The following is a 25,224-nucleotide window of genomic DNA, read 5'->3' as shown; positions in this document are numbered from 1 at the left end:
ACAGAAGCGCGGTCGATCAACCAAAAAGGTGGGTCGACCGCAAACTACCGTTCAATATTTGAGTTGGGGAAAGCGCATGAGCAACGGGCGCCCGAGCCAATTGTTTCGCAACAAGTCAGCAAAAATAGCGGCGATCCCGATGATCGTAACAGCGCTTTTTGTATTTGTTGGCGGCACGGCCTGGACTGTTGTCTACAGCTTCACGAAATCTGGCCTGTTACCTCGGCTCAAATGGGTTGGGTTAGATCAGTACGAAAGGCTGTGGTCGACCAACAGATGGCTTGTTTCGATCGAGAACTTGATCATCTATGGCCTGTGTATGCTGGTGCTGGTTTTTGTCATCGGCTTCATTCTAGCCGCATTGATTGATCAAAAAATCCGGTTTGAGAACACCGTTCGCACCATCATTCTCTATCCCTACGCACTTAGCTTTGTTGTTACTGGTCTGGTTTGGCAATGGATCCTAAACCCCGATTTTGGAATCCAGAGCATTGTTCAAGGACTGGGTTGGGAAAGCTTTGCGTTCGATCCTCTCTACAACGCAGACATCGCAATATTCGGGGTCTTGATCGCTGGGCTTTGGCAAGGCAGCGGTCTTGTTATGGTGCTGATGCTCGCCGGGTTACGTGGTGTAGATCAGGAGGTCTGGAAAGCAGCGCGTATCGACGGAATCCCTGCTTGGAAAACCTACATATTTATCGTCATCCCAATGATGAGACCGGTTTTTATCACGACATTGGTTTTGGTCGTCACAGGTATTGTGAAAATTTATGACCTCATCGTCGCCCAGACAGGCGGCGGCCCGGGTGTCTCGACAGAAGTCCCAGCGAAATATGTCTACGACATGATGTTCCGAGCAAACAATCTGGGTCAGGGTTTTGCCGCGTCGACGATGATGCTGTTGACTGTGGCTTTGGTTGTAATTCCCTGGGCAATTCTCGAATTCGGAGGCTCGAAAAACCGTGGTTGATGTATCGCCTTCGACATTGTCGGGACCGCAAGGTCCAAAGCCGAGGAAAGTCATCTCGCGTAGAAACATTTTTCTCTACGGCACACTCTTTGTTGTTGCGATCTACTATGCGTTGCCTCTTTACGTAATGATCATAACCTCACTTAAAGGTATGCCCGAGATCAGGTTGGGGAACGTCTTTTCCCCGCCTGTAGAGGTGACATTTGCTCCTTGGGTGAAAGCATGGTCCGAGGCCTGCACCGGCCTGACTTGCGACGGACTCAGCACCGGATTTTGGAATTCGGTCAAGATTACGGTTCCGTCTGTATTTATGTCGATCGCGATAGCCTCGGTTAATGGCTACGCTCTAGCCAACTGGAAATTCAAAGGTGCTGATGTTTTCTTTACTATCCTCATCTTTGGCGCGTTCATCCCTTATCAAGTGATGCTTTATCCGATCGTCATAATGCTACGCGAGATGGGTATCTATGGCTCGCTGGGCGGTCTGGTGATTGTGCACACCATTTTTGGAATGCCCATCCTGACCCTGCTTTTCCGGAATTACTTTACCTCGCTGCCAGAAGAGCTGTTCAAGGCCGCCCGCGTCGATGGGGCTGGATTTTGGGGCATCTATTTTCGCATTATGTTGCCGATGTCGGTACCGATTTTTACAGTTGCCGTGATCCTGCAAGTCACTGGTATTTGGAACGATTTTCTCTTCGGGGTTGTGTACGCACGACCTGAAACCTATCCGATGACCGTGGCGCTCAATAACATCGTTAATTCCACGCAAGGGGTTAAGGAATATAACGTCAACATGGCCGCAACGATCATTACAGGCCTTATCCCTCTCACTATTTACTTCGTTTCCGGGAAACTCTTCGTTCGCGGTATCGCCGCTGGCGCAGTCAAAGGGTGAATTCGTATGAACAATTCGGTTGAAATCAAAAGCCTCGACCTGGAATTCGGCTCAGTCAAAGTTCTTCAAAACCTTAATCTGGAAATCGGAAAAGGTGAGTTTCTGGTTTTGCTCGGATCATCAGGCTGCGGAAAATCTACCCTGCTGAATTGTATCGCGGGGCTGCTTGATGTGACTGCGGGACAAATCCACATCAATGGCAACAACGTTACCTGGTCCGAGCCTTCGGAACGCGGAATAGGAATGGTGTTCCAGTCTTATGCGCTTTACCCACAGATGACGGTCGAAGGGAATCTTTCCTTTGGTTTAAAAAACGCCAAGTTACCGAAGACCGAGATCGCCCAGCGCATCAAACGGGCGTCCGAAGTGTTGCAGATCGAGCCGCTTCTGAAGCGCAAACCCGCTGCTCTTTCCGGCGGGCAACGTCAGCGCGTCGCGATTGGGCGGGCTTTGGTACGTGATGTGGACGTATTTCTGTTTGATGAACCACTTTCCAATCTTGATGCCAAATTACGTGCGGATCTTAGGGTCGAAATTAAGCGCCTGCACCAAAACCTAGAAAATACAATGATCTATGTAACGCATGACCAGATCGAGGCAATGACTCTTGCCGATCGAATTGCAATTATGCGCGGTGGTCAAATCATGCAACTTGGCACACCAGACGAAATCTACGGGCAACCAATCAATAAATACGTCGCGGGGTTCATCGGGTCACCTTCTATGAATTTTCTGGATGGTCGAATTAAAGGGCGAGAGTTTGAATTTGGTGATCTTTCCATTCCGATGACCGGATACAATTTTGTCCACGGTAGCCCGACAGACAGTGAAACCACTCTTGGCATCCGGCCAGAACACGTGGTGACTGGTGAACTGGTTGGCAATGCGCCATTTCAGACGGATGTAACTGTCGGCCTTATTGAGCCCACAGGTTCTGATACTCTGGTTGACTGTGAACTGGCTGGGACACCTTTTCGGGTGCGGATGGATGGGCAGGCTAAGGTTTCAGTCGGTGAAACCCTTCGTATTGGTCTCAATCCGTCGCGGGCATCGCTTTTTGATAAACAAACTGAGTTGCGGCTCTGACCGCCACTCACGCAATTCCAACACCGTTTCGGAAGGACATTCTATGCCATCCATTTCTTACCAGCTTTATTCTTCGCGTGATTGGGACGCTGAGGAGACTTTTTCGATGCTCGCTGAACTCGGTATAACGGAAGTTGAAGGGTTCGGACCGTATTTTGAGGACCCGTCCAGAACTGCGGCGATGCTTGAGGCCAACAACCTCAAGATGCCGACGGCTCATTTCTCTTTGGATTTTGTTGAGAATAACCCTGAACGAGCCGTCGAGACGGCAAAGGCGCTGGGCATTCAAGTTGTTGTCATTCCTTTCCTGGCGTCATCAGACCGGCCTACAACTGCAGCAGGGTGGAAATCATTTAGTGAGAGGCTGGCGAAGGCCAGTGAGCCTATAGTTGCGGCAGGATTACAGTTTGCGTGGCACAACCACGAATTCGAACTGAGTCCAGTCGAAGGTGTCATGCCTTTGGATCTGATCGCTGCCGCCTCGGAAGATATCGGAATTGAGCTTGATCTTGCTTGGGTCAAGGTCGCGGGTCAGGATCCTGTCCAATGGCTGGAAAGGTTGTCCGGCAAAATAGTTGCCGTTCATGTAAAGGACGTCGCTCCGCAGGGCGAGAACAAGGACGAAGACGGTTGGTCCGACGTAGGTCACGGTATCTTGGATTGGGCTGCCATCAAGCGGGCAATGGATACAGCAGGCGTTGAACGCTACATCATCGAACACGATAAACCGAGTGATCATAAACGCATGGCAACCCGTTCGCTTGCCAGTGTTCGGGCGTTCTGAGGGGCTTTGTCATGAGGAACCTTGGAATTGGTATCATCGGATGTGGAAATATCTCGGCCGCCTACCTGGAGTTGGCGCCCTTGTTCAATTTCCTCGAAGTCCGGGCAGTAGCTGATCTGGACATGCAAGCTGCCGAAGCCCGAGCTCAAGAATTTGGCGTGAGAGCCGTTGCGATTGACGACCTGCTTGCTGCGGACGACATCGAAATTATCGTCAACCTGACCGTCCCTGCCGCTCATTTTGAAGTAACGAAACGAATATTGGAGAACGGCAAACACGCTTATTCTGAGAAGCCCTTTGTTCTAACCCTGAAGGAAGGCGAAGAGCTTCGCCAACTTGCGCAAAGCAAGGGGCTTAGGGTCGGGTCGGCGCCGGATACGTTCCTTGGTGGCGCACATCAGCTTGCCCGGGCAGCGATAGACGAAGGTCAGGTTGGTAAGATCATAGGCGGAACTTGCCATGTGATGTCGCACGGAATGGAAGCCTGGCATCCCAACCCTGATTTTTTCTTCCAACCCGGTGGCGGCCCCATTCTTGATCTAGGACCCTACTACTTGACCAACCTTGTGCAGTTGATCGGACCCGTAAAGTCGGTAACAGCTATGGCATCGACCGGTTTCAGGACACGTACAATCGGCAACGGCCCACGAGAAGGCGAAGAAGTCGGGGTCGAAACTCCAACGAATATTCATGCAATCCTCGAGTTCGTTAGTGGCGCACTGGTGACCCTAGGGGCGAGCTGGGACGTTTGGGATCATCGTCACGCAAACATGGAGCTTTACGGCACCACCGGATCACTTTTTGTACCTGATCCAAATTTCTTCGGCGGTGAAGTTTGTATGACGGATGCAACTGGAGAAACTGCCGAAATTACGGAACGAGCTCATCCCTTTTCAGTGATCAATACAAAAGACGGGAGCGGACTCAGCCGCGCCAACTATCGTTGCGCTGGGCTTGCAGATATGGCTTCGGCCATTATCCAAAATGTGCCGCACCGCTGCAGTCTCGAACTGGCGACCCACGTTGTAGAAGTCATGACAGCGATTTTGAATGCGGCGGAACAGCGCCGTTGGATCGAGGTTACGACGACATGTGATCGGCCTGATATACTCACGCCGAAACAAGCTGAAAGTCTTCTCCGTTAATCTTTTCTTCTGCTGGCGACACATTCTGCAAGCATTTCTTCGCCAGACCTCGGAAAACCTGGGCATCGAACCCGGATATGAAACTGTTTTGTCTTTCGCGCGCTACACCGTGGCAAGTGACGCTCTAGATCTCAAAATCTTCGTATGGTCGAACGACGGGGTACAATGTGACAGTAACCAGCCTTTACTGTGCTAGGATACCGGTACGTTTCAATTGTTTTGAAGCTGTTGTGGGGTGTGAACAATGGCAGCCAAGTCGTCAATAACTCGGATCAAAGAGCTCAATATAGATCAAGAAGAGGCACTTTTACTTTGTGGCCTTGTAGATGACGTGCAAGATCCTTTGGCGCTGGAGCCACGTCCGTACAGGTATGCCGAGGGAGAAAGCATATGTCGCCCGGGTGATCCGGCCGAATGCCTTTGGATTATTGTAACAGGTTCCGTTGCAGTCAGACTGAACGATCAAACTTTGTTTGTGAGACGCCGAAATGAGGTCATTGGGGAACAGCATCTGGTAGGTAATGGATATCGTCGTATTTACGAGTTGGTCGCTGACGAAAGCAACGTTGAAGTTTTGATCATCGACAAAACGAAAATAGAAGCGCACCCGGAATCTGGCGTTCTATGGCGTAACATAGCAAAAATTATATCAATCAAACTTCAAAACGCGACCAGAAAAACCGCGTCTTTGGGTCGCCAGCTGGCTGACGATACGCGCATTCTTCATGCATACACCAACCAATACGCGTTAAGCCGCCGAATGCAATCTGGTGGTGAACACCAAGCAGATTATGTCGTAGAGCGCGCGGTTATCTGGTTCTCGGATGTTGTCAACTTTAGCAGGTTCACCCTGAAGACTTCGCCGGAACGAATTGCGGATGTTGTCCAACGTTTTTTTAACGCTCAGACGACGCCTGTTTTGGATTGCGGCGGGCATATCGACAAGTTCATAGGTGACGGCTTGATGGCGTTTTGGGTGATGAAGGACAAAAGAGAAAGTGCTGCAGCGATTTGTGCTGAAGCGGTTAACGCTGCGGAGCAAGCGGCTAAGAATGTTTCGGAAATAAAAATAGGAAATGAACCGCTGTCCTTAAGGATTGGTCTGCACCTTGGTCTGGTCGTAAGTGGAGACTTTGGCTCAGCGACACGACACCAATTCACCATGATAGGCCCTGAGGTAAACAAGGCGGCCAGATTGGAGCAGATCCATTCTGACGATATAGAGCAAGGTGAGGGTGCGTTGGGTGGTATTAGGCTAAGTCAAGAGTTCTGGAACGAACTAAGTGAATTCCACAAAGGGAAGTTCAGCCATCAATTCCTGGTTAAAGCCAAAAATATTGGAGAGCTTGACGTTTTCACAAACTGATTTGGTGGGATAGGCGGCGGAGCCAATGAAAAAACCACTTCCAACACGAGCAAACGGAAAGTCCGCCCGCATGATAGACTTCAGTCCAATAGCTCGGCGGTATGCAAACGCGCGGGTATGGAGTTTGAACAGGCAAAGCCCCAATATCATTCAGTCGCGATTATTGATCCGGCTCGTAAGACGGGCGGCTAAAACAAAGTTCGGGAAAACCCATAGCTTCGACCAAATCACCCAGATTGAAGAATTCCAGAAAAGAGTGCCTGTTCGTCATTACGACGAGTTCTGGCAAGACTGGTGGAAGGGTGGTTATCCGGATCTAATCAACGAGACTTGGCCGGGGCGGATCCCCTTTTTCACGATGACTTCCGGGACAACGACTGGTCGTTCCAAATTCATTCCCTATACGACCGAGATGCGGCGCTCCGCAGCGCGAGGTTTTTTGGATCTGTTATGCCACCACTTTGTTCACAGACCTGACAGCCGGTTGTTGGGCGGTTCTGCGCTGGGGCTGACAGGGCCAGCTCAACTGCAGCACGCGATGCCGGGTGTAGACGTAGGTTCTGTCAGCGCGATTACAGCTGGCGCTTTACCAAGTTGGTTTGCTGATCGTGTGCTACCGCCCCCAGACATTGCCGGTATCGCAGACTGGGAGGAAAAGATCCGCCGGCTGGCCCCTTTGTCTTTGCAGCAAGACGTTCGTTTCTTAGGTGGATCACCCAACTGGTTATTAATCTTCATGGAAGAATTGGCCCAAACCCAGCAGAGGCTGAATGGCAGACTTGTCGATTGGTATCCCAACCTGGAACTAATCGTTCATGGGGGCGTAAACTTTGCTCCTTACCGGCATCGGTTTTCAGACTTGATGCAGGGAGGTCATGCAGAGACACGCGAGATGTACTCGGCAAGTGAAGGCGTATTTGCCTATGCCGACCGTGGCGACGGTGAGGGCATGCGCTTGCATCTGAACGGGCAGGTTTTCTTTGAATTCATACCTGCGGAACAGGTTCATTCGGAAAACCCTGATCGGCATTGGGTGGGAAATATTGAAACTGAAGTAGATTATGCTTTGATAGTTTCAACAGCTGCTGGACTCTGGTCGTATCTGGTGGGTGACATTGTTCGCTTTGTAGACACTTCGCCGCCTCGTTTGTTTGTTGTTGGACGAGTTGAGAATGGACTGTCAGCCTTTGGGGAACATCTGATCGAGGCGGAAATCGCAGACGCTGTGGCTTTCGCAGCATCGCAAGCAGGTCTCTCAGTTCTCGATTATTGTGTGGGGCCCATTCGCGAAATCAGAGGCAATCGCCACCTCTTCCTCATTGAGGTTGAAGGCGCGCCAGAACCGGAAACTGCAAAGAATTTCGCCGATATCATCGACCGCGTTCTATCTGAGCGAAACGAAGACTATTCGGAACTTCGCGGCAGCGGCCTCGCTATTTCAGCGCCTGAAGTAAAATTTGTCCCTTCCGGGGGTTTTCTTAGGTGGATGAAAGCCCGCCGCAACTTGGGAGGCCAGTACAAGGTTCCTCGGATAATAATAGATGGCAGCCTGTTCGAAGATTTACTTGCGACCGTTCTAGGCAGTGCTGCCAAAGGCCAAAATCATGACAGTTGAATTGGTCTGGAAAGACATCAATTCCCAAAAAATGATCACACGATCGGACAAACCGTCTGACGCGACTGTCGAAATGCTCGGTCAGACAATTTGGGGAAGCCGATCGACCAAGTACCGCATTATGAATATTTCTGAAAAACTCGCCCGATTGCGCAATCCCAGCTATTTCGTTTTATCCGAAGCCGGTCAGGAACTGTGCGTTTTCGTTCTTGATAAATGTTCCAAGTTTTTAGCGGGGCGCCAGTGCAATGGGTTTCACTTTGTAATGGCCTCAACACGGCCTGATCGACAAAATCAGGGCCTGGCTGGACAGTTGATCGAGCACGTTGGAGAATACTGTAAGTCAGAAGTTGGATCGCCAGGCTTCGGTTTTGCCTACGTCGAAGAAACGACTGAGTATTCGCTGCACCTATCAGATCAAATTGGCCATACGGTTGAGGCAGACATTCCCTTAACGCTGTTTACAAGGTTTTTCCCGCGTCGCGATCCATCTGCAGGTTTGATCCGACCGGATGAAGTTCAACCGGTTATGGCAAGGTTAGAAGAAAGTTATAAAGACCATGAATTGACCGATTTCCCCTCGTCTTTCAAATCCGAAGAGTGCTTTGTTTCGCGTGAAGGATCGGAGATTGTCGCGGTGGCTCAGGCCGAGTTGTTGCGATGGGCCGTTGTCTCGATGCCCGGCATTCAAGGTGTTTTTTTATTGAATATTCTGAAACGGTTGCCCGGGTTTAACCGCCTTCTGAACCTTCAGGATCTAAGAATCGTTCGGATTGGGAATCTGATTTTGAATAAAGGACATGAGGCCGCATTTTTTAGTTTGTTAGAGACCTGTTTGCATTACCATCAAGCAAAAATTAGCCTCATTATGTTGGATGCGCGCAGCCCATCGTTTCGAGCTATTCGAGAGTACGGCAAAATGGGATTGCTGGCCCATTCCATATCAGGGTCAGCAAAACTGAGAATCGATGTTGTTGGTATGAATGAGACGATGCTTGCGCAATTACGAAATGGGCCTTTGATGGTAAGTGCCGGCGACGTACTCTGATTGGTCAACCACCGACTATCATTCTCCCTATCGAAGCAGGCATGAGTTTGAAAAAAAGAGCAACAGTCTTGTTGAAAAGGCCCGGGATGCAGATCGGTTGGTTCTTCCTGACTGCACGTATAGCGGCGACTGCCACGTCATTAGGCTGGCTCCACATCCAAGTTGGGATCGTCACAGATTCCACGGTGCCACCTGCCGCAGTTTGAAACCCAGTGCGTGTGAAACCCGGGCAAACAGCGCAGACATTCACGCCAGTTGCTTTCAATTCTGCCCGCAATGCTAGCGAGAATTGTGCCAAGTAAGACTTCAAGGGATAGTACAAAGTTCCCCCAGCGTGCGGTGGTAGCAGTGCAGCCAACGACGATACATTAATGATCTGGCCTGATCTTCTTTCCCGCATCGCTGGCGCAAAAAGATAGCACAGTTGAACCGGGGCTGCGGCCATCACTTCGATGGTGTCACGATGCCTGCTCCATTCCACTTCGCACAAATTTCCCGGAACCCCAAATCCAGCATTGTTGACGAGGATATCCACTGGGATTTGTCTTTCGGACAGAAAATTGAACAAGCGATGCGGTGTCTCAGGGTCAGCAAGATCACCCGCCCAAACTTGCACTTTAATGCCATGCTTTGAACGAAGCTGAGACGCCAATTGCTGCAGCGGGTCATTGCGGCGAGCGACAATTACCAAATTGACGCCTTCGCGTGCATATTCCTCAGCAAACGCAAGGCCGATTCCAGAAGACGCCCCTGTGATCAGAGCTGTTCTGCGATTAGAAGGCACTATCATCTAAGGAACCTTAAAGTTTCAATGTCTCACGCATTTCCGCGAGACATCCCAACAAGAAATCGATCTGTTCGCGCTCGTGTTGGCACGTCATCACAAACCGAATTCGGGCTTGTCCCAGCGCAACAGCAGGATACCGAGCATGCGGCGCAATTATACCGCGATGTCGCAGAAGACGGGTCACCTCAGCCGCTTTTAGTTCGTCACCTATCAGGGTCGGGACGATATGCGCTTCGCTGCCAAGCGTTTTGTAACCTTGCGACTCGACTTCGCGGCGGAAATAAAACGCGTTCTCCAGCGCCTTTTCACGCCGCCAAGGTTCACGTTCGGCAATGTCTATAGCCTCAGTCACACCTGCTGCGATTGAAGGCGGCAAAGGCGCTGAAAAAATGTAGGTGCGTGCCGAGATTCTTAAGAAGTCGATCACCTCTTGATCACCCGCGACGTACCCCCCAACACCACCGAATGCCTTTGTAAATGTTCCCATTTGCAGGTCTACGTCTGATGAAGAAACTCCGTGGTGTTCCAAGCTGCCACGTCCGTTTTCCCCAAGCATCCCAACCCCGTGCGCGTCATCGATCATCAGCATAGCGTTGTTTTTGCGGGCCAGCTCGGCCATCGCTGGAACTGGGGCAATGTCTCCGTCCATACTGAACACACCGTCGCTTAGAATAAGTTTTGACGGCATGGTTGATTGACTAATTGTTTCCGCCAGTCGTTCCATATTCTTGTGCGGGAACCGACTGACCTTGGCCTTGGCAAGACGGATGCCATCCACGACACTGGCATGGTTCAGTTCTTCGCTGAAAACTTCCCAGCCGAACGTTTCATCTTCTCTGACGCTGGTGGCATCTTGGTGGCCAAGGTGAGTCTGAGCCAGAGATTGAAGAAAGTCGACTTTCATAAGGGCCGGAATGACCCCAACATTGGCCATGTAACCCGCGGCAAAACAGATAGCGTCTTCTTGGCCCACAAACTCCGCGATGCGGCATTCAAGTGCTCTGTGAACATCTATGTTTGCCGCCATCTGCCGAGATCCGCCCGATCCGAGCCCATAGCGTTCCAGCGCTTTTTGCGCCGTCGCCTTGACGTCGGGATGGTTGGAAAGACCAAGTAGATTGTTCGAGCAGAATAACAGATGGTCCCGGCCATCGACCCAAATTACAGGCTCTGTCGTTGCACTATTCACGATGGGATTGTTTGGATAGAGACCCGAGTTCTGCACAAGTCGCGTTAGTGATTTTATCCGTTCAGAGGGTGAAGAAGCAGTTCCAGCCATTAGTTGAACCTTTCTTTCCAAGTCTCAAATTTCAAAACAACTCAAGACGCGCAAAAAGGTTAGCCCGCCCGGAAGTGGTTTTAATTGATTTGAATCATGGAGCCTGCGATCCCCGCATGAGAGGATCGGCTATGCTTGAGAGGTCGTTAGACAGCAGGGCAGATGTTTCGCTGTGCCAAACTATTCCCGAGGCGTTTGAAGCAAGGGTTAGCGATACGCCAGACTGCCCGGCTTATCTACAGTTCGTTGACGGTGAATGGCGGACTTTGACATGGCGCATGGTGCATGAACGTGTCGCCAAACGTCGTGCCGCGTTTGCGCAATCCGGGTTGCGCCCAGGTGACAGAGTTGGAATTTTCTTACCCAACGGGGTAGATTGGGTTGTCACCGATCTGGCGGCCATGAGCGAAAGGCTTGTCACCGTTCCGGTCTACACCCGGGACAGCGCCGCCAATATTTGCCACGTTTTACGCGACAGCGGCGCGGTACTGTGTGTAACCGACGGAATTGAACGCTGGAAAGCTTTGGGGCCGCAGCGCAAAACCCTATCCGAACTTAGAGATGTCTGGCTGGTCAAAGATAAACAAGCCTCAGGTGGGCGCGCGATTTCTTGTCCGGAACCATTGAGCTGTAGTACGCAGAAAGTCGGTGGCGATTTTGGTTCGCAAGACGACTTGGCAACACTGATCTACACGTCCGGAACCACTGGCCCGCCCAAGGGTGTGATGCTTGCACACAAGGCGTTGCTTTGGAATGCGGGGACTGTCGGAAAGATAAACCCGATTTCCGAAAAAGATTTGTTCCTATCCATTCTTCCATTGGCCCACGCATTTGAGAGAACTTTGGGTTATCTCTGTCCCATGCTCGCCAATAGTCCGGTGGCATTTACGCGGTCGGTTCAAGACTTGGCGGAAGATATGCAAGAGTTGCGTCCTACCGTAATGTTGGCGGTTCCGAGACTTTTTGAACGGATCCGTGAAAGGGTAATCTCCAAGGCAGACACGTCAGTTATTTCACGCAAAATTCTGGCTTGGACTGAGGTAACAGGTTGGCGTCGGCGACAGTCTATTGAAAAAAACCTTCCGACCGTGCCCGCCATTGCCCAGCTCTATTGGGCGTTGGTTGGTCAACGTGTAGCAAGGCGAGTGCGAGAGGCATTTGGCGGCCGAATACGAATGCTGGTTTGTGGAGGAGCGCACCTGTCCGCAGAAACATCGCGATTCTTTGCGGCGATGGAATTGCCGGTACTGCAAGGTTATGGACTCACAGAAGCGGGACCTGCAGTTACCGGGTCGAAAATAGATGACCGTCGCTGTGACAGCGTTGGGTTTGCGCTTCCGGGCAGCGAATTGAAAATCGGCGACAGACAAGAACTGTTAATTCGCACTCCAAGCGCTATGATCGGGTATTGGAAAAATCCAGATGCGACAAGCGAAGCCTTTGATGAGGGTGGCTGGCTCCGTACTGGGGATGCCGCCGAAATCGTCGACAGTAGAGTTTACATAAAGGGTCGGATAAAGGATATCCTCGTCCTCTCGACTGGGGAAAACGTGAATCCCACACCGATCGAGACAGCATTGGTTGCAGATCCGCTGATCGATCAGGCATGTGTTTTGGGTGATGGCAAGCCATGGTGTTCAGCTGTTGTTGTCGTGAACGTCCCGAAATTCCAAGTGTGGGCTCGTGAAATCGAACCTTCTTCAGAACAAATCCGGAAAAAGTTAGTAAAGCGTATTTCCCTCGGTTTATACGATGTTCCACCCTATGCCCGCGTTCGGGATGTGGTCATCGAGGTCGAACCCTGGGATCTTGAAAGTGGCTTAATCACACCAACACTAAAGCCTAAGCGAGCCCGAATTGCAGAACGGTATGCAAATGCAATAAACAACCTCTACGTTTAAGTCTGGATATTTCGGTAAGCCTCAATTTTTGTGGGAACTTGGAGTGAATTAGGTGGACGGACGTGCTGTTCCATTTTGTTGTTACGCGGTAGAATATTTCCAAACTTTTAAACCAGACGCTCTCCCTCGAACTTCTTGGTAACCTGCTAGGGTCAGCCGGTTGAGGCTCGGCGCTTTGCCATTTTTTTGGATAGCGCGCACCAACTCGTCGCTGACAATAAGTTGGGCATCAAGTTCGCGTGTGAGATGCTCGATCCTGCTGGCTATATTCACGGTGTCACCGATTACACCGTATTCAAGCCTACGCTCGTTGCCCATGTCTCCGGCCACTACTGGACCCCAATGCAATCCGATTCCCACGTTTATAGGCTCAAGACCTGACAAATGTCTTTCCTTGTTCCAATTGTTCAAAGCTTGGATCATCTCGAAGGCGCAATTCAAAGCGTTTGCCGGATCATTCGGACTTGGGTCGGGCGTGCCGAAAGTGGCCATAAGTCCGTCGCCAATGTACTTGTCCAAAGTACCTTGATTTTCGAATACGGCCTTCCCCAAACGCTCATGATATCCTCGTAGCAGGTCCATGATCTCTTCAGCGCTGGAATTTTCGCAGAGCTTTGTGAAACCCATGATGTCCGCGAAAAGAACTGCCACGTCTTGCTGTTTTGCGGCAGCGATCGAAGCATTCGAGTTGCTCAACTGATTTACGACATTCGGCGAAAAGTAACGGGCCAAACTCGCGCGTTTTCGTTCTGTTGAAAGTAAGTTCAGTACAAGGCGTCGGGAACGCGCGACCACGATGGCAAGGCCTGCGGAGACTATCGATACGACCAGAAGTTCTGTTGCCGCGTATCCGAGGAACAGAAAGTTGAGGTCCGAACCGGCTTGAAGCCATGCATCTACTGTTTGCTCCTGAAGATCTAGATTTGTGTAAACGTTTGGTTTGTTCAAAAACCATAACCACATTCCAAAGCGGGCTAGAATTATGCTCATCCCGCACCAGACGACCAAAGAAGGTCGAAAGCTGAACGATGCCTGCATCAGAAACAGAAAGAAATAGAGGAACCGTGTAGTATCCATCGCAATGGCAGGTGGAAGGGGATCGTTATTGTAAGGTGAGCCCAGGGAAAAAACCGCCGCCAACAGAACGCAATCGACGGAAACAAAAAAGTATTGGAGTGTTCGTCCAGTGTGGTGCTTGCGGGCGACCCAGTATTGGAATCCGCCAAGTATGACGAAAACGAAGATCTCTAAAAGGTTGAAGAAATACGTTGGCCCTGTTTCCGGACTGTCTATGGCCTGCCACAAAAGAACAAAAACCAAGGCAACGGTACGAACCTTAGCAGCCAGCATTGTGCCGCGGCGTTCCTCCTCGGTAAAGGCAGCCTCGTTGCGGGCTTGCAACCTGTTTTGAACCTCGTCCGACATCTGCATGGTATCTTAAACGGCTCGTGCAAAAACGCTAAGCCAAACTCTCTGTATGGAACCTGGCACAGAAAGCTAAGCCGAGATTTTGGTTCCCAAGGACAAAGCGCAAATCGTAAAAATACGTCCAACGGAACTAAGGTATAAAAATTGGTAATAAACGACCGCCCATTGATGGCTGTAAAGTCGCTAAAAATTTCTTGGATATTCGCTTAGGTTTCTTTGATTTAGACCCTTCGATTTATGATCAGGGTGACACCCCAAGGCACCTGCAAAAAGTTCAAAAGGCTTGCGCAAGAACATCTCGTCTTTATTCTGGAAAAATGGCCAAACATACTTTGCTTATTCTCAACAGGAAATCTGCAGCAAGACCCGATCTGCGTGCAGCAGTTCGACCGATTGAAAAAGAGCTTGGCATAAAAGTGATCATACCCTGGTCCGGAAAAGACCTTCGGAAATCTGTTCGAGAAGCCATCAACGATGGTGTGACACGGATTGTCGCTGGCGGAGGGGACGGAACCTTGAACTCCGTCGCAGCCGCGGTTTTGCGGTTGCGGAAAAAGGCGCCCGTTTCATTGGGGCTGGTACCTTTGGGAACAGCTAACGACTTCGCGCGGGTATTTGGCGACAAGGGCTCAGATTTGTCTGCATCAGTTCGGATTGCCGCCACGAAAGCAGCCGAACCAATTGATGTCGGCTACATCAACGGCAAACCGTTTGTGAATGTGGCCAGCGGTGGCTTTGGCGCGATGATCACTGCAACTACGCCCAAGGAAATGAAAAAAAGGCTGGGCGGACTTGCATATACGTTGTTTGGGCTTGCTAAGCTTTCAGATGCGAAATCTGTGCCAGCGCAAATTTCGATTGATGGCGGAGCACCTTACAAGGTTTCAATTTCTGCCCTTGCAATTGCGAACAGTCGTTATGCAGGAGGTGGTTTCGACGTAGCGCCGGAAGCTGAAATTTCAGATGGTTTACTCGATTTAAGCGTCTTATCCACTGATCGGCTTATGCCGGAAAACCTGCCCTTCGGGAGATTGCCTGATATCTCTGACCCCAAAGAGGGCGTTGTTCAGCGATCGCGATTGAAAAGCATGGTTCTGGAGACATCCCAGCCTTTTCATATGAACCTTGATGGCGAACCAATGGTCGATCAACGCTTCGAGGTATCGATCAAGCCAAAGGCGCTGAACTTCGTTTTTCCTGGTGCTTGACATTGTAGTCGTGATGATTGGTCGACTTTTTGCGGCCGACTAAATGTTTCTGACGCGATGCCGACCCAACTAGAAGAGCTATGAAAGATGAAAAGCTGATTTTTACATGAGAAAATCATGTGACGGGAGGCGTTTTTCTAACATATGCCAAACTCAGTTAGAGCGTTCCGTCACAGAATAATTCGAAAAGCAAAGCGATCAGCTGTTTGCTTCTTTTACATTGCCGATCTTTCCGTCACCGGACATCAATATTGCAATTGGCTGCGTAGGCGGAATGTTGGAAAGAACAATCATTATACAAACAGTGATCGGTACACTCATCAAAGCGCCAGCGATCCCCCAAACTGCCGTCCAGAATGTGAGCGCCAGAATAACCATAAATGGTGACAAGTTCAGACTTTTGCCAAGAAGCATTGGCTCCAGAATATTTCCGACAGAGAACTGAACAGCACCACAGCCAATCAGAACGATCAGGAACGGTACAGTTTCTTCAAACTGTACTAGCGCTACAACAGAAGGAAGTGCCACGCCAATTATGGAACCCACTGTAGGGATAAAATTCAGTAAAAATGCAAGCACGGCCCAAGTTTCTGAGAAATCCAGCCCCACAGACGCCATTACCGCGTAACTGCCCAAGCCGGTAATCGCGCTCACAAGTGTTTTAATTCCAACGTATCGTTGGATGCTGTCAGAAGTACTCTTAAGAACTTGCCGAACTTTGTCAGCGGTTTCCGCATCTGGAATCGCTAGTTTTACTTTGGCCTGCATTTGAACTCGTTCGGCTAGCATGAAAGGCACATAAAGAAGCACAAGAAAAAAAGCGCTTAGAAATGCTCCGGCGGAACCGATGACCCCACTGGCAAATCCGGCGAGGTTAATTTGTTTAAACGCCTTCATTGCAGCCGCGTAATTGTCTTGCCCGACAATCGAAACCACCTGAGCAAGAATACTCGACAGCCGCTCTTCATACCGCGGAAAAGCTTCTGAAACTTCGCCGGCCTGACTTGAAAGAATAGAAACGACAATCAAAAGCCCAATTACCACTACGGAAAGGGCTGAAAAATGCGCCAACCACTTTGGGATGTTCCTTCCCATCAGTTTTAGCCTGCTAATTCGATCTGAAGTCGCGGTGAGAAGAACAAATAGCAGGGCTGCAAAAGAGAGTGGAACCAATACCGAAGAAGCGAATACCAAAGAGGCAACGGACAAGAAAAGGAAAACAACCAACTGATACCAAAATGTAAGACCGATAAATTGCGGAGCAGGTTTATCAGGCTGAGAGGTCTTTTTCATGCAACGGCTCCATCATCAGACCTTTACGGCTCAGAGATCATTCATTTCCTTAGATGTATTAGGGCTGCTCCGATTGTTTTTGGCAAGTGTGACCAAGTTGTTGGACGCTTGGCGCACTTTCGTAATTCAGAAGCACGAATGATTTTGGTTTATAAAGATCGCAGCAAGACAACTTCGAACGGTTTTCGAATGCGTCAAAAATGTCGTGGTCACCAAGCTAATCTTCCGCATTTGAAGCGGCCAAGAAGTCCGAACGTACATCTTCGCAGCAAAGTGGATGATTTCGGATTCCGTCGTGAGATAACTGTTGGGCAAGATGATCATGTTAATTTGACAGCCTTGCATGGACGTATACCCACGCAACTATTCACGCTAATATAACCCCGTGAAACGGAACGCGTTTACCATAACTAATCTGAAGAAAATTTACGGTGAGGGCCCTGCAGCCGTTCACGCATTGCGCGGTGTAAATTTGGAGATACCCGAGCACGAAGTTGTCGTACTACTCGGAGCTTCAGGTAGTGGAAAGTCGACTTTGTTGAACATCGCAGGTGGGCTGGATCGCAGCTCGGAGGGTAATGTTTACTTTCGCGACCAGAATTTGACGTCAATGTCGGATACTGAACTTACCCGCTATCGGCGAGATCACGTTGGGTTTGTATTTCAGTTTTATAACCTCATGCCCAGTCTTACGGCTCGTGAGAACGTGGAACTTGTCACAGAGATCGCGCGAAATCCAATGGACCCAGACGAAGCGCTTTCCCTTGTTGGCCTTACGAACAGAACCGATCACTTTCCGGCACAACTCTCAGGGGGTGAGCAGCAACGCGTCGCCATCGCTCGGGCGGTTGCCAAACAGCCAGATGTGCTGTTTTGCGACGAACCGACAGGTGCATTGGATAGTATAACAGGAAGGACGGTTCTGAAGGTTCTGAAAGACGTGAATGAAAGGCTGGGTGCAACTGTCTTAATTGTTACCCACGCTGCGTCTCAGGCGGCTATGGCTGACAGGGTTATCCGTTTTGGCGATGGCGCGGTCATCGAGGTCACAAAAAACGCCGCCAAATCGGCACCTGAAGATATTGAATGGTAGCCGCAAGATGTCCGCCCTAACAACAAAACTTGTTCGAGATCTTTGGCGCATCAGGGGCCAGGCCGTCGCGATAGGTTTGGTCATTGCGCTTGGTGTTTTGATGCAGGTTATGCAGTCAGGCCTCGTCGTCAGTTTGGATGAAACGCGACGCGCATACTATGAACGCTACAGACTCGCTGATATATTTGCGCCTGTCACCCGAGCTCCTGAACACACCGCTCAAGAACTAAGAAATCTGCCTGGGGTTTCCGCGGTCGAAACCCGCGTAGTGGGACAAGCTTTGGTGGATTTGCCTGAACTGGACATCCCCATTCGCGCTCAAGCTATTTCGCTTCCGGATATCAAAAAAGCCAGATTGAACCTGATCTATTTGACGGACGGCCGGAGTTTCGCGACCAACCGGCAGGATGAGATTATCGTTTTGCAAAGCTTTGCGCAGGCTCACGGATTGCAACCCGGGGACCGGATTTCCGCGACCATGAACGGGGCGCGGCGAGATTTCGATATTGTCGGACTTGCGATGTCACCCGAGTTTCTTTTTGCCGCGCCACCAGGCGAAATGATACCTGACGACAGTCGCTTTGCTGTACTTTGGCTTAGTAGACCGGCAATGGAGGCTGCATACAATTTAAATGGGGCATTCAACGAAGCACTAATTTCGCTGAGTCGCGAGGCTGATACACCGGCAATATTGCGGGCAGCCGATCAATTGTTGAACAAATTCGGAGGGCTTGGCGCATTTCCTCTCGAAGACCTTGCTTCGGACAAGTTTGTTTCGGAAGAGATCGACGGGTTGCGCCGAACGTCGGCTACGGTTCCTCCGATATTCTTGGCTGTCGCAGCTTTTCTTCTTTACATTGTAATTTCCCGATTGCTGGATTCCGAAAGGGAAGAGATCGGGTTGATGAAAGCATTTGGCTACACCGATTGGGAGGTTGGCAGCCACTATCTGAAAATGATCCTCACAATCGCAGGTGGCGGTGCATTTTTAGGAGGGATTCTGGGTATTATTGCCGGGCGCGCGTTAATAGATGTTTACCTCATATACTACAAATTCCCTTTCTTAGTGTTTCGGTTAGAGCCTCTGAGCTTTGTAGTTGGATTTGGGGCCAGCATTCTCGCATCCTCGGTCGGGGGACTAGTCGTATTGCTCCGGGTCTTCGCTTTGACACCTGCCGTCGCGATGCGTGCGGCACCGCCACCTGACTACAGCCGAAGTGGCCAAATCGGTAAGTCACTGGCCGCTTATCTGGATCAACCAACCCGGATGGTGTTGCGTCGACTTACCCGACAGCCAATTCGCATGATCGGCGCGATCGCTGGCGTAAGCGCTGGTATCGCTCTCTCTGCGTCGATGGCCTCTATCCTTGCGAGTTTCGACAAGATGACTGATCTGACGTTCGATATTCTGGATCGCAGCGATGTTTCCGTAAGTTTCATCAACCCAATTTCGAGCCAAAGCCTGTTCGATATTCAATCTATCGATGGGGTTATAGAGACAGAACCTGTGCGCATCGTGCCTGTAATCTTTCGAAACGGCCGTTTGTCATACCGCGGTGCAGTAAACGGTTTGACGGAGTTTCCAAGACTGAACCGCGCTGTCGACGCTGCCGAACGCATGATACCAATGCGAAAGGACGGGGTTATCTTGTCATCTGGCCTGGCCAAAATTCTGGACTTACACCCAGGCGAATTATTGACAGTCGATGTTCGAGAAGGTCGGCGCCCAATATTGCAACTCCCGGTAGTAGCTGTTTCCGAAAGCCTTATGGGGTCGCCGGCCTACATGGAATTGGCCGCACTGAATCGAGTGTTGGGGGAACCGGGTCGAGTATCCGGAGCATTTTTACGTACGGACGAAAAATTGCAGGGATGGACATACAAGCAGCTTAAGGAAATGCCGATGGTTGCTGGTGTGTCACTGAAGTCCGAAAGCCGAGGCGCGTTTCAGAAGGTGGTGGATCAAGGCGCGGGCGCAATGAGGTATATCATGGCCTTGATTGCCGGTGTCATTACATTTGGCGTGATCTACAACGCTGCTCGCGTGGCGCAAGCGGAACGCACCCGCGATTTGGCGGCATTGCGGGTTCTTGGTTTCACTAGGGCAGAGGTAGCTTTTGTTCTGTTGGGGGAATTGGTTGTGGTTACACTGCTGGCGCTACCTTTAGGCGCCTTGGCAGGCTATGGTCTGACTTTTGCAGTATCTCAGGGGTTCAGCACGGATCTATATCAAATTCCATCCCACTTTAATGTGCGAAGTTTTGGGCAGGCGACGGTAGTCGTTATTGTTGCAGCATTACTTTCAGGATGGTTGGTGAAACGTAATGTTGATCGGTTGGATCTGGTCCTGGCGCTAAAGTCGAGGGAGTGACATTCGTGAGCAGACAAAAACGATATTCTCGGTCGGTTCTTACGAGTGTCGCGATTCTTCTGGTGGCGGTCATTCTTCTTGCGGCTTTTTGGCCGCGCCCCATGCTTGTCGATACGGCAATGGTACAGCGTGGCAAGATGCTTGTTACCATCAACGAGGAAGGCAGAACGCGGGTCAAAGAACCCTACGTTGTTTCTTCACCCGTTGCAGGAGAATTGCAGCGTGTAACGGTCCTGCCTGGCGACCGGGTTGTTGGTGGTGAAACGATTGTAGCCCGGATGACCCCCGCAAACCCATCTGCGCTGGATGTACGAACACGAGAGCAGGCCATTGCCGCAGTCAGTGCCGCCGAAGCTGCGCTCAGGGTCGCGCGTGCAGATTTAAACGCGGCACTAGCTACAGATGATTTTGCCCAAAGCGAGTTGGAGCGTACTCAAAAACTAGTCACCAAGGGTATAACAAGTAAAGTGGCAATGGAACGGGCTGAGCAGGCAGCCAGAATCGCCAAGGCAAATCTCGATACAGTCCAGGCCGCAATCGCCATGCGCGAAGCCGAGCTCGCCAACGCACGTGCGCGATTGATAGGATTTGACGACGCAGGTTTGGCCGAAGCGCTAGAAGATAGTGAGACACCTTCCTACAGCATCCCATTGCGGGCACCCATCGACGGAACTATTTTGCAGGTCATCAAAAAGAGCGAAACAACCCTTCCCGCCGGCGAACCAATACTGGAGATAGGAGACATCGAAGGCGATTTGGAGGTCGTGGCTGAGCTTCTGTCGTCAGAAGCGGTTCAAGTTAGTGAGGGGGATCGCGTGATCATAACCAATTGGGGCGGGCTCGGCGATCTGAGTGGTTCGGTTAGCCGGATCGACCCATATGGATACACAAAGTATTCGGCATTGGGTGTTGAAGAACAACGAGTGGAAACCACAATCCAGTTCGATGGGCTCAGCGAGGTTCGGGGAACATTAGGTCACGGCTATCGTATCGAAGTTCGAATTGTTGTCTGGGAGGATGACGACGTCATCATCGTTCCTGCCGCTGCGCTATTTCGACAGGGACAAAACTGGGCTGTTTTTGTCGATATTTCTGGCCGCGCCGAGTTACGGGTTGTTGACATTGGCCACAACAACGGTCTGGAGGCGCAAGTTGAGAATGGATTGGAGCCCGGAGACAAAGTGGTTCTTTTTCCATCAGTTAATGTGACTGACGGTGCCCGCATAGCCGAAAGGCAAGTCAAGTAACCAACCCATTCCGAACCCGGCTGCGGAAGCGTCAAACGCCTGATGCCTCACAAATCTCTTGATCGTAACAAGACGCATCGGCAGCATTGGTCCATCATGTTTGATAATGGAGATACCGTTTGGAAAATCTTCGCAGAATTGATCTGTCCTCGGTCCCGGGCAAGATCGGATGATACGTTCCTCACCCGAATTGCTGGCAGTTTCCAGGCGTTGGTATGAGATACTCAGGACCAAAACGAACACAGAGGAATTGCGAGACTTTCTAACAACCTCCGATGAACTTAGGTTCATTGGAACAGGTGAGGGTGAGTTTTGGAGTGGTTCTGCAGTGCGTGACGGCGTCGGCGGCTTTTTTGCCGCGATTCCAGCGCCGGTAGTGTTTGAAGAACTTGAGGCGGAAGCCTTCGAAAACGGAGAAACTGGATGGTCATCTTTTGTCCACCGGATTCAATTTGTCGGCTTTGACGAAGCGGTCATCTATCGCACCGTCCTGATTTTCGTTTTGGAAGGCGCATCGTGGAAGATTGTAAACCGCCATGCATCTGTACCGACCCCCAATATCGAACTTGTCGGTGTCGAACAGTTGGCCATCCAGCAACTGATCGATGCTGCAAGAGAGGAGGGGCCTGAACTTATTCAATCCGAAGGCTTGGCTTCGGTCCTTTTCACAGATGTAGAGGGTAGTACTGCATTGGCAGAAGCGCTGGGCGATCAAAGCTGGTCATCTGCAATCGAAAGCCATTTCCAAGTTTTGGCGGAAATTATTCAGAAACATCGCGGTCAATTTGTGAAATCTCTGGGAGATGGAACTTTGTCGATTTTTCCTTCTGCGAAAGAAGCACTGGCTGCTGCGGTGGATATGCAAACAGCCGTTACATCCGTGTCCGAAGAACCGCACCTGGGTTTGCGGATTGGAATTCACACCGGCGATGTTGTGCAATCTCGCGGTGATTTCTTTGGCACCGTAGTCAACAAGGCATCGCGTATAACGACTGCAGGCGTCGCGGGCGAAATTTTGATTTCGGATGCGACCCGAGCAATGGTTGGAGGAAGAACCTCATTTTGTTTTTCGGACACCGAGCCAAGGCAACTCAAAGGTCTGAGCGGGCGGCATACTCTATATCGGCTTGAGTGGAAAAGCACCTATTAGACCGGCAAAAGGTAACAACACAATCTGCCGATGAACCAAATTGGCCCGCGGTAGAGCCTGACTGTGGGTCACTTGTTGCGGGCCGCGTGACGAATAATACGTCTGGCGCTTGTCTTGCCCAATATCTTTCGCACTCAACGGTAGGTCTGTAACTGTAGCAGTCGAATTTTCGGGTAAGACAACTTGGCGGCGGACTCCTTACGCCGCCTTTGACGAATGTGTGTAATATGTGCTTGAGCGGGATAAAGGCCGGAAAGCGGCAATGATTTCTCACCGCCCTGCCTGCAGTAGACCTATAGTCTCTTCATCGCTGAGTTGATGGAAGTCGTCGTAAAACGCGCCAACACCAAAAAAAAGCTGTGCTGGGTTCAGACACACAACTTCGTCGGCCAGACTTTCGAATTCTTTTGCGACCTCAGCCGGTGCAACCGGGACCGCAATACAAACCTTCTTGGGGCATTGTTGCGTCATAGAGATAAGCGCCGCCTTCATCGTTGCCCCAGTCGCCAGCCCGTCATCGACAATGACAGCGGTTTTGTCCTTCGCAGAAATTTGCGCGCGGTCGCCGAGGTATCGCGATCGACGTCTTTCTAATTCGTGTAATTCCCTGGCGCGTGCCTTCTCGAGATAATTGGCGTCAGCGTGTGATCGTCTTTGGACCTCTTTGTTTATGACTGTTTGAGGGTTTTTGCCGTCGACGATCGCTCCAAGCGCTACTTCTCGCGATCCGGGCGCACCGATCTTGCGGACAAAAATTAGATCAAGCGGAGCCTTGATTGCATGTGCAACTTCGACTGCGACGGGTACCCCGCCGCGCGGCAAAGCATAAACAACAGGGTCATCCAACTCCATGGTTTGCAAGCGCTTGCCTAAACGACGTCCGGCTTCGGCGCGATCCGGGAATCTGATAGCAAGTTGGTCCATGTTACGTGCCTCCCAACCCTCTGACCGAACCAAGGAACCGTCCCCAGGGTCGGACATGGGAATTCTTCATGTGGAGTCTGGCACAGAGCGTCCAATTCGACTTTGACATCGGTCATATTGCAATGCTTGTGCCCGGGTTTCTCGTTATGGACTCTATTGGTGGAACATCCCGCTTCATTTGAGGATTGTCGAAACGAAGTGAAAGCTCAGGCATGAGGACCAATTTATCTCACGACGAGGACAGGCCGCTTGCTTAATGCGATGACTTCAGAAGTCTGGCTACCTACCAACATTTTTTGTAGCCCACGGCGACCATGAGAAGCCATCACTATAAGTTCGCAATCGTACAGTTCAGCGGTATCCAGAATTCCTTCTGCCGGCCTACGATCCGCTATGTGACGAGTTTCAGAGGCAATCCCGGCAGATGCTGCTAGTTCATTGGCTTGCTTCAGAATTTCCTTTGCGGATTGGGCGGCTGCATCTTCATAGCCTCGAACTGCGTCTTGGCTTCCAAGCTCGGCCGCGCCAGCCATTTCAAGGGGCGACCACAGCTCGGTAACCGTTACGAACATCACACTGGCATTCAGGGATTTGGCAAGGCTTATACCTTGTTCGACAGCTCGCTGCGCCAGTTCGGATCCGTCGGTGGCAATTAATATTTTCTTGTACATGGGCCCTCCAAAACTCAGGTCGAAAAATTCCTAAATGTCCGCCGCCAACAAATGTTCTTGTTGTCCAGTTTTATCAGTGAGACTGGGTTCTCTTGATTGAGAAGGATCCTGCCATATTTTGCGACCAAAAACAGCGGCGCACACTGTCGAGAATGTCAACTATGCGGAACAACAGGTATTTTGGTCACTGAGTCAGGTGTATGACGAGGTTGCTCAATTTTCTTCTCAGGATCCAGGCATAACTGAATAGCAACGAAGTCCAGTGTTTCATTTTCTTCAAGCGCTGCAATTAGCTTTTCGGTCTCTGGTTTATGTTTTTTTATTATCGAAGTTGCCCGCGCTTCTGCGTCGACAAGCATCTTGATAATCGCTTGGTCCACTTGCGCCGCCGTAGTGTCGGAAACACTCGTGGGCTGCGCGATGGACCGCCCCAGAAATGGGTGGTCCTCGCTTTGCCGTAGGTCGATCGGACCGAGCTCATCCGTCATTCCCCACCGCGTCACCATTCGTCTGGCAATTTCGGTGGCCCTTCGGATGTCGTCATCAGCGCCGGAACTGACGGTTCCCAGGAACAATTGTTCTGCCGCTCGCCCTGCGAGCAATGTAACGATCTGGTCTTTGAGGAATGTTTCATTGAGAGTGTGACGTTCTCCCTCCGGTAAAGAATGTGTTCCGCCAAGGGCATGACCGCGTGGAATGATCGTGACTTTGTACAAAGGGTCAGCTTCGGGAGTGAAGTAAGAAACTGCGGTATGACCGGCTTCATGGACAGCTAACCGGTGCCGTTCGTCAGGTCGGATGGCGAGTGTGCGTACTGTCCCCATCATCACTTTGTCCCGTGCTTCATCAAGGTCACTGCGGGTGATCAGACCTGCGTTCCGGCGCGCTGCCGTGATTGCAGCTTCGTTGAGTAGATTCTTTAGATCAGCCCCTGAAAAGCCCGGTGTTCCAGCCGCAATC

Annotated in this window: 21 protein-coding genes; 14 read left to right on the top strand and 7 right to left on the bottom strand. The window is 50.8% G+C overall.

Annotated features, from left to right (window positions below):
* The first annotated feature begins 76 nt into the window (after positions 1–76).
* The 8 genes from AC2FNV_RS05840 (at position 77) to AC2FNV_RS05805 (ending at position 8,912) form a co-directional block, all read left to right on the top strand.
* Positions 77–970 carry a carbohydrate ABC transporter permease gene (locus tag AC2FNV_RS05840; protein ID WP_170480811.1) on the top strand — a complete coding sequence of 298 codons (894 nt, stop codon included), beginning with the start codon at positions 77–79 and terminating at the stop codon, positions 968–970.
* Complete coding sequence (locus AC2FNV_RS05835; RefSeq protein ID WP_496772670.1) at positions 963–1,868, top strand: carbohydrate ABC transporter permease; 906 nt, start codon at positions 963–965, stop codon at positions 1,866–1,868. The genes AC2FNV_RS05840 and AC2FNV_RS05835 overlap by 8 nt, the downstream gene beginning before the upstream one ends.
* A gap of 6 nt (positions 1,869–1,874) precedes the next feature.
* Positions 1,875–2,954 (top strand): ABC transporter ATP-binding protein, encoded by a 1,080-nt coding sequence (locus tag AC2FNV_RS05830; RefSeq protein ID WP_170606328.1) that lies wholly within the window; start codon positions 1,875–1,877, stop codon positions 2,952–2,954.
* A gap of 43 nt (positions 2,955–2,997) precedes the next feature.
* Positions 2,998–3,738 carry a sugar phosphate isomerase/epimerase family protein gene (locus AC2FNV_RS05825; protein ID WP_496772668.1) on the top strand — a complete coding sequence of 247 codons (741 nt, stop codon included), beginning with the start codon at positions 2,998–3,000 and terminating at the stop codon, positions 3,736–3,738.
* Positions 3,739–3,749: 11 nt separating this feature from the next.
* Positions 3,750–4,883 carry a Gfo/Idh/MocA family protein gene (locus AC2FNV_RS05820; protein WP_170606324.1) on the top strand — a complete coding sequence of 378 codons (1,134 nt, stop codon included), beginning with the start codon at positions 3,750–3,752 and terminating at the stop codon, positions 4,881–4,883.
* A gap of 244 nt (positions 4,884–5,127) precedes the next feature.
* Positions 5,128–6,249, top strand: a complete 1,122-nt coding sequence (locus tag AC2FNV_RS05815; RefSeq protein ID WP_170606322.1) for an adenylate/guanylate cyclase domain-containing protein — start codon at positions 5,128–5,130, stop codon at positions 6,247–6,249.
* Between the two features lie 25 nt (positions 6,250–6,274).
* Positions 6,275–7,864 (top strand): GH3 family acyl-acid amido synthetase, encoded by a 1,590-nt coding sequence (locus AC2FNV_RS05810; RefSeq protein ID WP_170606320.1) that lies wholly within the window; start codon positions 6,275–6,277, stop codon positions 7,862–7,864.
* The gene (locus AC2FNV_RS05805) at positions 7,854–8,912 is read left to right on the top strand and encodes a hypothetical protein (RefSeq protein WP_170606318.1); all 1,059 of its coding nucleotides are present in this window, start codon (positions 7,854–7,856) and stop codon (positions 8,910–8,912) included. Before AC2FNV_RS05810 ends, AC2FNV_RS05805 begins: the two co-directional genes overlap by 11 nt.
* Before the next feature lie 4 nt (positions 8,913–8,916).
* On the opposite strand, the gene AC2FNV_RS05800 is transcribed toward AC2FNV_RS05805, so the two are convergent.
* Positions 8,917–9,702 (bottom strand): SDR family NAD(P)-dependent oxidoreductase, encoded by a 786-nt coding sequence (locus AC2FNV_RS05800; protein ID WP_170606317.1) that lies wholly within the window; start codon positions 9,700–9,702, stop codon positions 8,917–8,919.
* A gap of 10 nt (positions 9,703–9,712) precedes the next feature.
* A complete protein-coding gene (locus AC2FNV_RS05795) occupies positions 9,713–10,978 on the bottom strand; it encodes an aminotransferase class I/II-fold pyridoxal phosphate-dependent enzyme (protein WP_170606315.1) in 1,266 nt (421 codons plus the stop codon).
* 131 nt (positions 10,979–11,109) lie between these two features.
* On the opposite strand from AC2FNV_RS05795, the gene AC2FNV_RS05790 reads away from it, so the two are divergent.
* On the top strand, positions 11,110–12,879 hold the full coding sequence (locus AC2FNV_RS05790) for an AMP-dependent synthetase/ligase (RefSeq protein ID WP_170610775.1): 1,770 nt from the start codon (positions 11,110–11,112) through the stop codon (positions 12,877–12,879).
* 81 nt (positions 12,880–12,960) lie between these two features.
* Here AC2FNV_RS05790 and AC2FNV_RS05785 read toward each other — a convergent pair whose 3' ends face one another.
* Positions 12,961–14,304 carry an adenylate/guanylate cyclase domain-containing protein gene (locus tag AC2FNV_RS05785; protein WP_170606311.1) on the bottom strand — a complete coding sequence of 448 codons (1,344 nt, stop codon included), beginning with the start codon at positions 14,302–14,304 and terminating at the stop codon, positions 12,961–12,963.
* A gap of 320 nt (positions 14,305–14,624) precedes the next feature.
* On the opposite strand from AC2FNV_RS05785, the gene AC2FNV_RS05780 reads away from it, so the two are divergent.
* Positions 14,625–15,515, top strand: a complete 891-nt coding sequence (locus tag AC2FNV_RS05780) for a YegS/Rv2252/BmrU family lipid kinase (RefSeq protein WP_496772663.1) — start codon at positions 14,625–14,627, stop codon at positions 15,513–15,515.
* 198 nt (positions 15,516–15,713) lie between these two features.
* On the opposite strand, the gene AC2FNV_RS05775 is transcribed toward AC2FNV_RS05780, so the two are convergent.
* Positions 15,714–16,808, bottom strand: a complete 1,095-nt coding sequence (locus tag AC2FNV_RS05775) for an AI-2E family transporter (protein ID WP_170606307.1) — start codon at positions 16,806–16,808, stop codon at positions 15,714–15,716.
* Positions 16,809–17,193: 385 nt separating this feature from the next.
* On the opposite strand from AC2FNV_RS05775, the gene AC2FNV_RS05770 reads away from it, so the two are divergent.
* The 4 genes from AC2FNV_RS05770 (at position 17,194) to AC2FNV_RS05755 (ending at position 22,669) form a co-directional block, all read left to right on the top strand.
* Positions 17,194–17,901, top strand: a complete 708-nt coding sequence (locus tag AC2FNV_RS05770; protein WP_170606305.1) for an ABC transporter ATP-binding protein — start codon at positions 17,194–17,196, stop codon at positions 17,899–17,901.
* A gap of 7 nt (positions 17,902–17,908) precedes the next feature.
* Positions 17,909–20,272 (top strand): ABC transporter permease, encoded by a 2,364-nt coding sequence (locus AC2FNV_RS05765; RefSeq protein WP_170606303.1) that lies wholly within the window; start codon positions 17,909–17,911, stop codon positions 20,270–20,272.
* Positions 20,273–20,277: 5 nt separating this feature from the next.
* Positions 20,278–21,519 carry an efflux RND transporter periplasmic adaptor subunit gene (locus AC2FNV_RS05760; protein ID WP_367648150.1) on the top strand — a complete coding sequence of 414 codons (1,242 nt, stop codon included), beginning with the start codon at positions 20,278–20,280 and terminating at the stop codon, positions 21,517–21,519.
* A gap of 169 nt (positions 21,520–21,688) precedes the next feature.
* Positions 21,689–22,669, top strand: coding sequence for an adenylate/guanylate cyclase domain-containing protein (locus AC2FNV_RS05755; RefSeq protein ID WP_170606301.1), 981 nt, complete (start codon positions 21,689–21,691; stop codon positions 22,667–22,669).
* Positions 22,670–22,939: 270 nt separating this feature from the next.
* Here AC2FNV_RS05755 and AC2FNV_RS05750 read toward each other — a convergent pair whose 3' ends face one another.
* From AC2FNV_RS05750 to AC2FNV_RS05740, 3 genes are all read right to left on the bottom strand, one after another.
* A complete protein-coding gene (locus AC2FNV_RS05750) occupies positions 22,940–23,650 on the bottom strand; it encodes a phosphoribosyltransferase (protein WP_217371825.1) in 711 nt (236 codons plus the stop codon).
* 167 nt (positions 23,651–23,817) lie between these two features.
* Positions 23,818–24,264, bottom strand: coding sequence for a universal stress protein (locus AC2FNV_RS05745; RefSeq protein ID WP_170480779.1), 447 nt, complete (start codon positions 24,262–24,264; stop codon positions 23,818–23,820).
* Positions 24,265–24,419: 155 nt separating this feature from the next.
* Positions 24,420–25,224 (bottom strand): ATP-dependent metallopeptidase FtsH/Yme1/Tma family protein (locus AC2FNV_RS05740; protein ID WP_496772658.1); only part of this gene is annotated, 805 nt, incomplete at its 5' end.

The organism is Ruegeria sp. BHSA163 (assembly GCF_059613365.1).
This window is presented reverse-complemented; position numbering and strand designations above follow the sequence as displayed.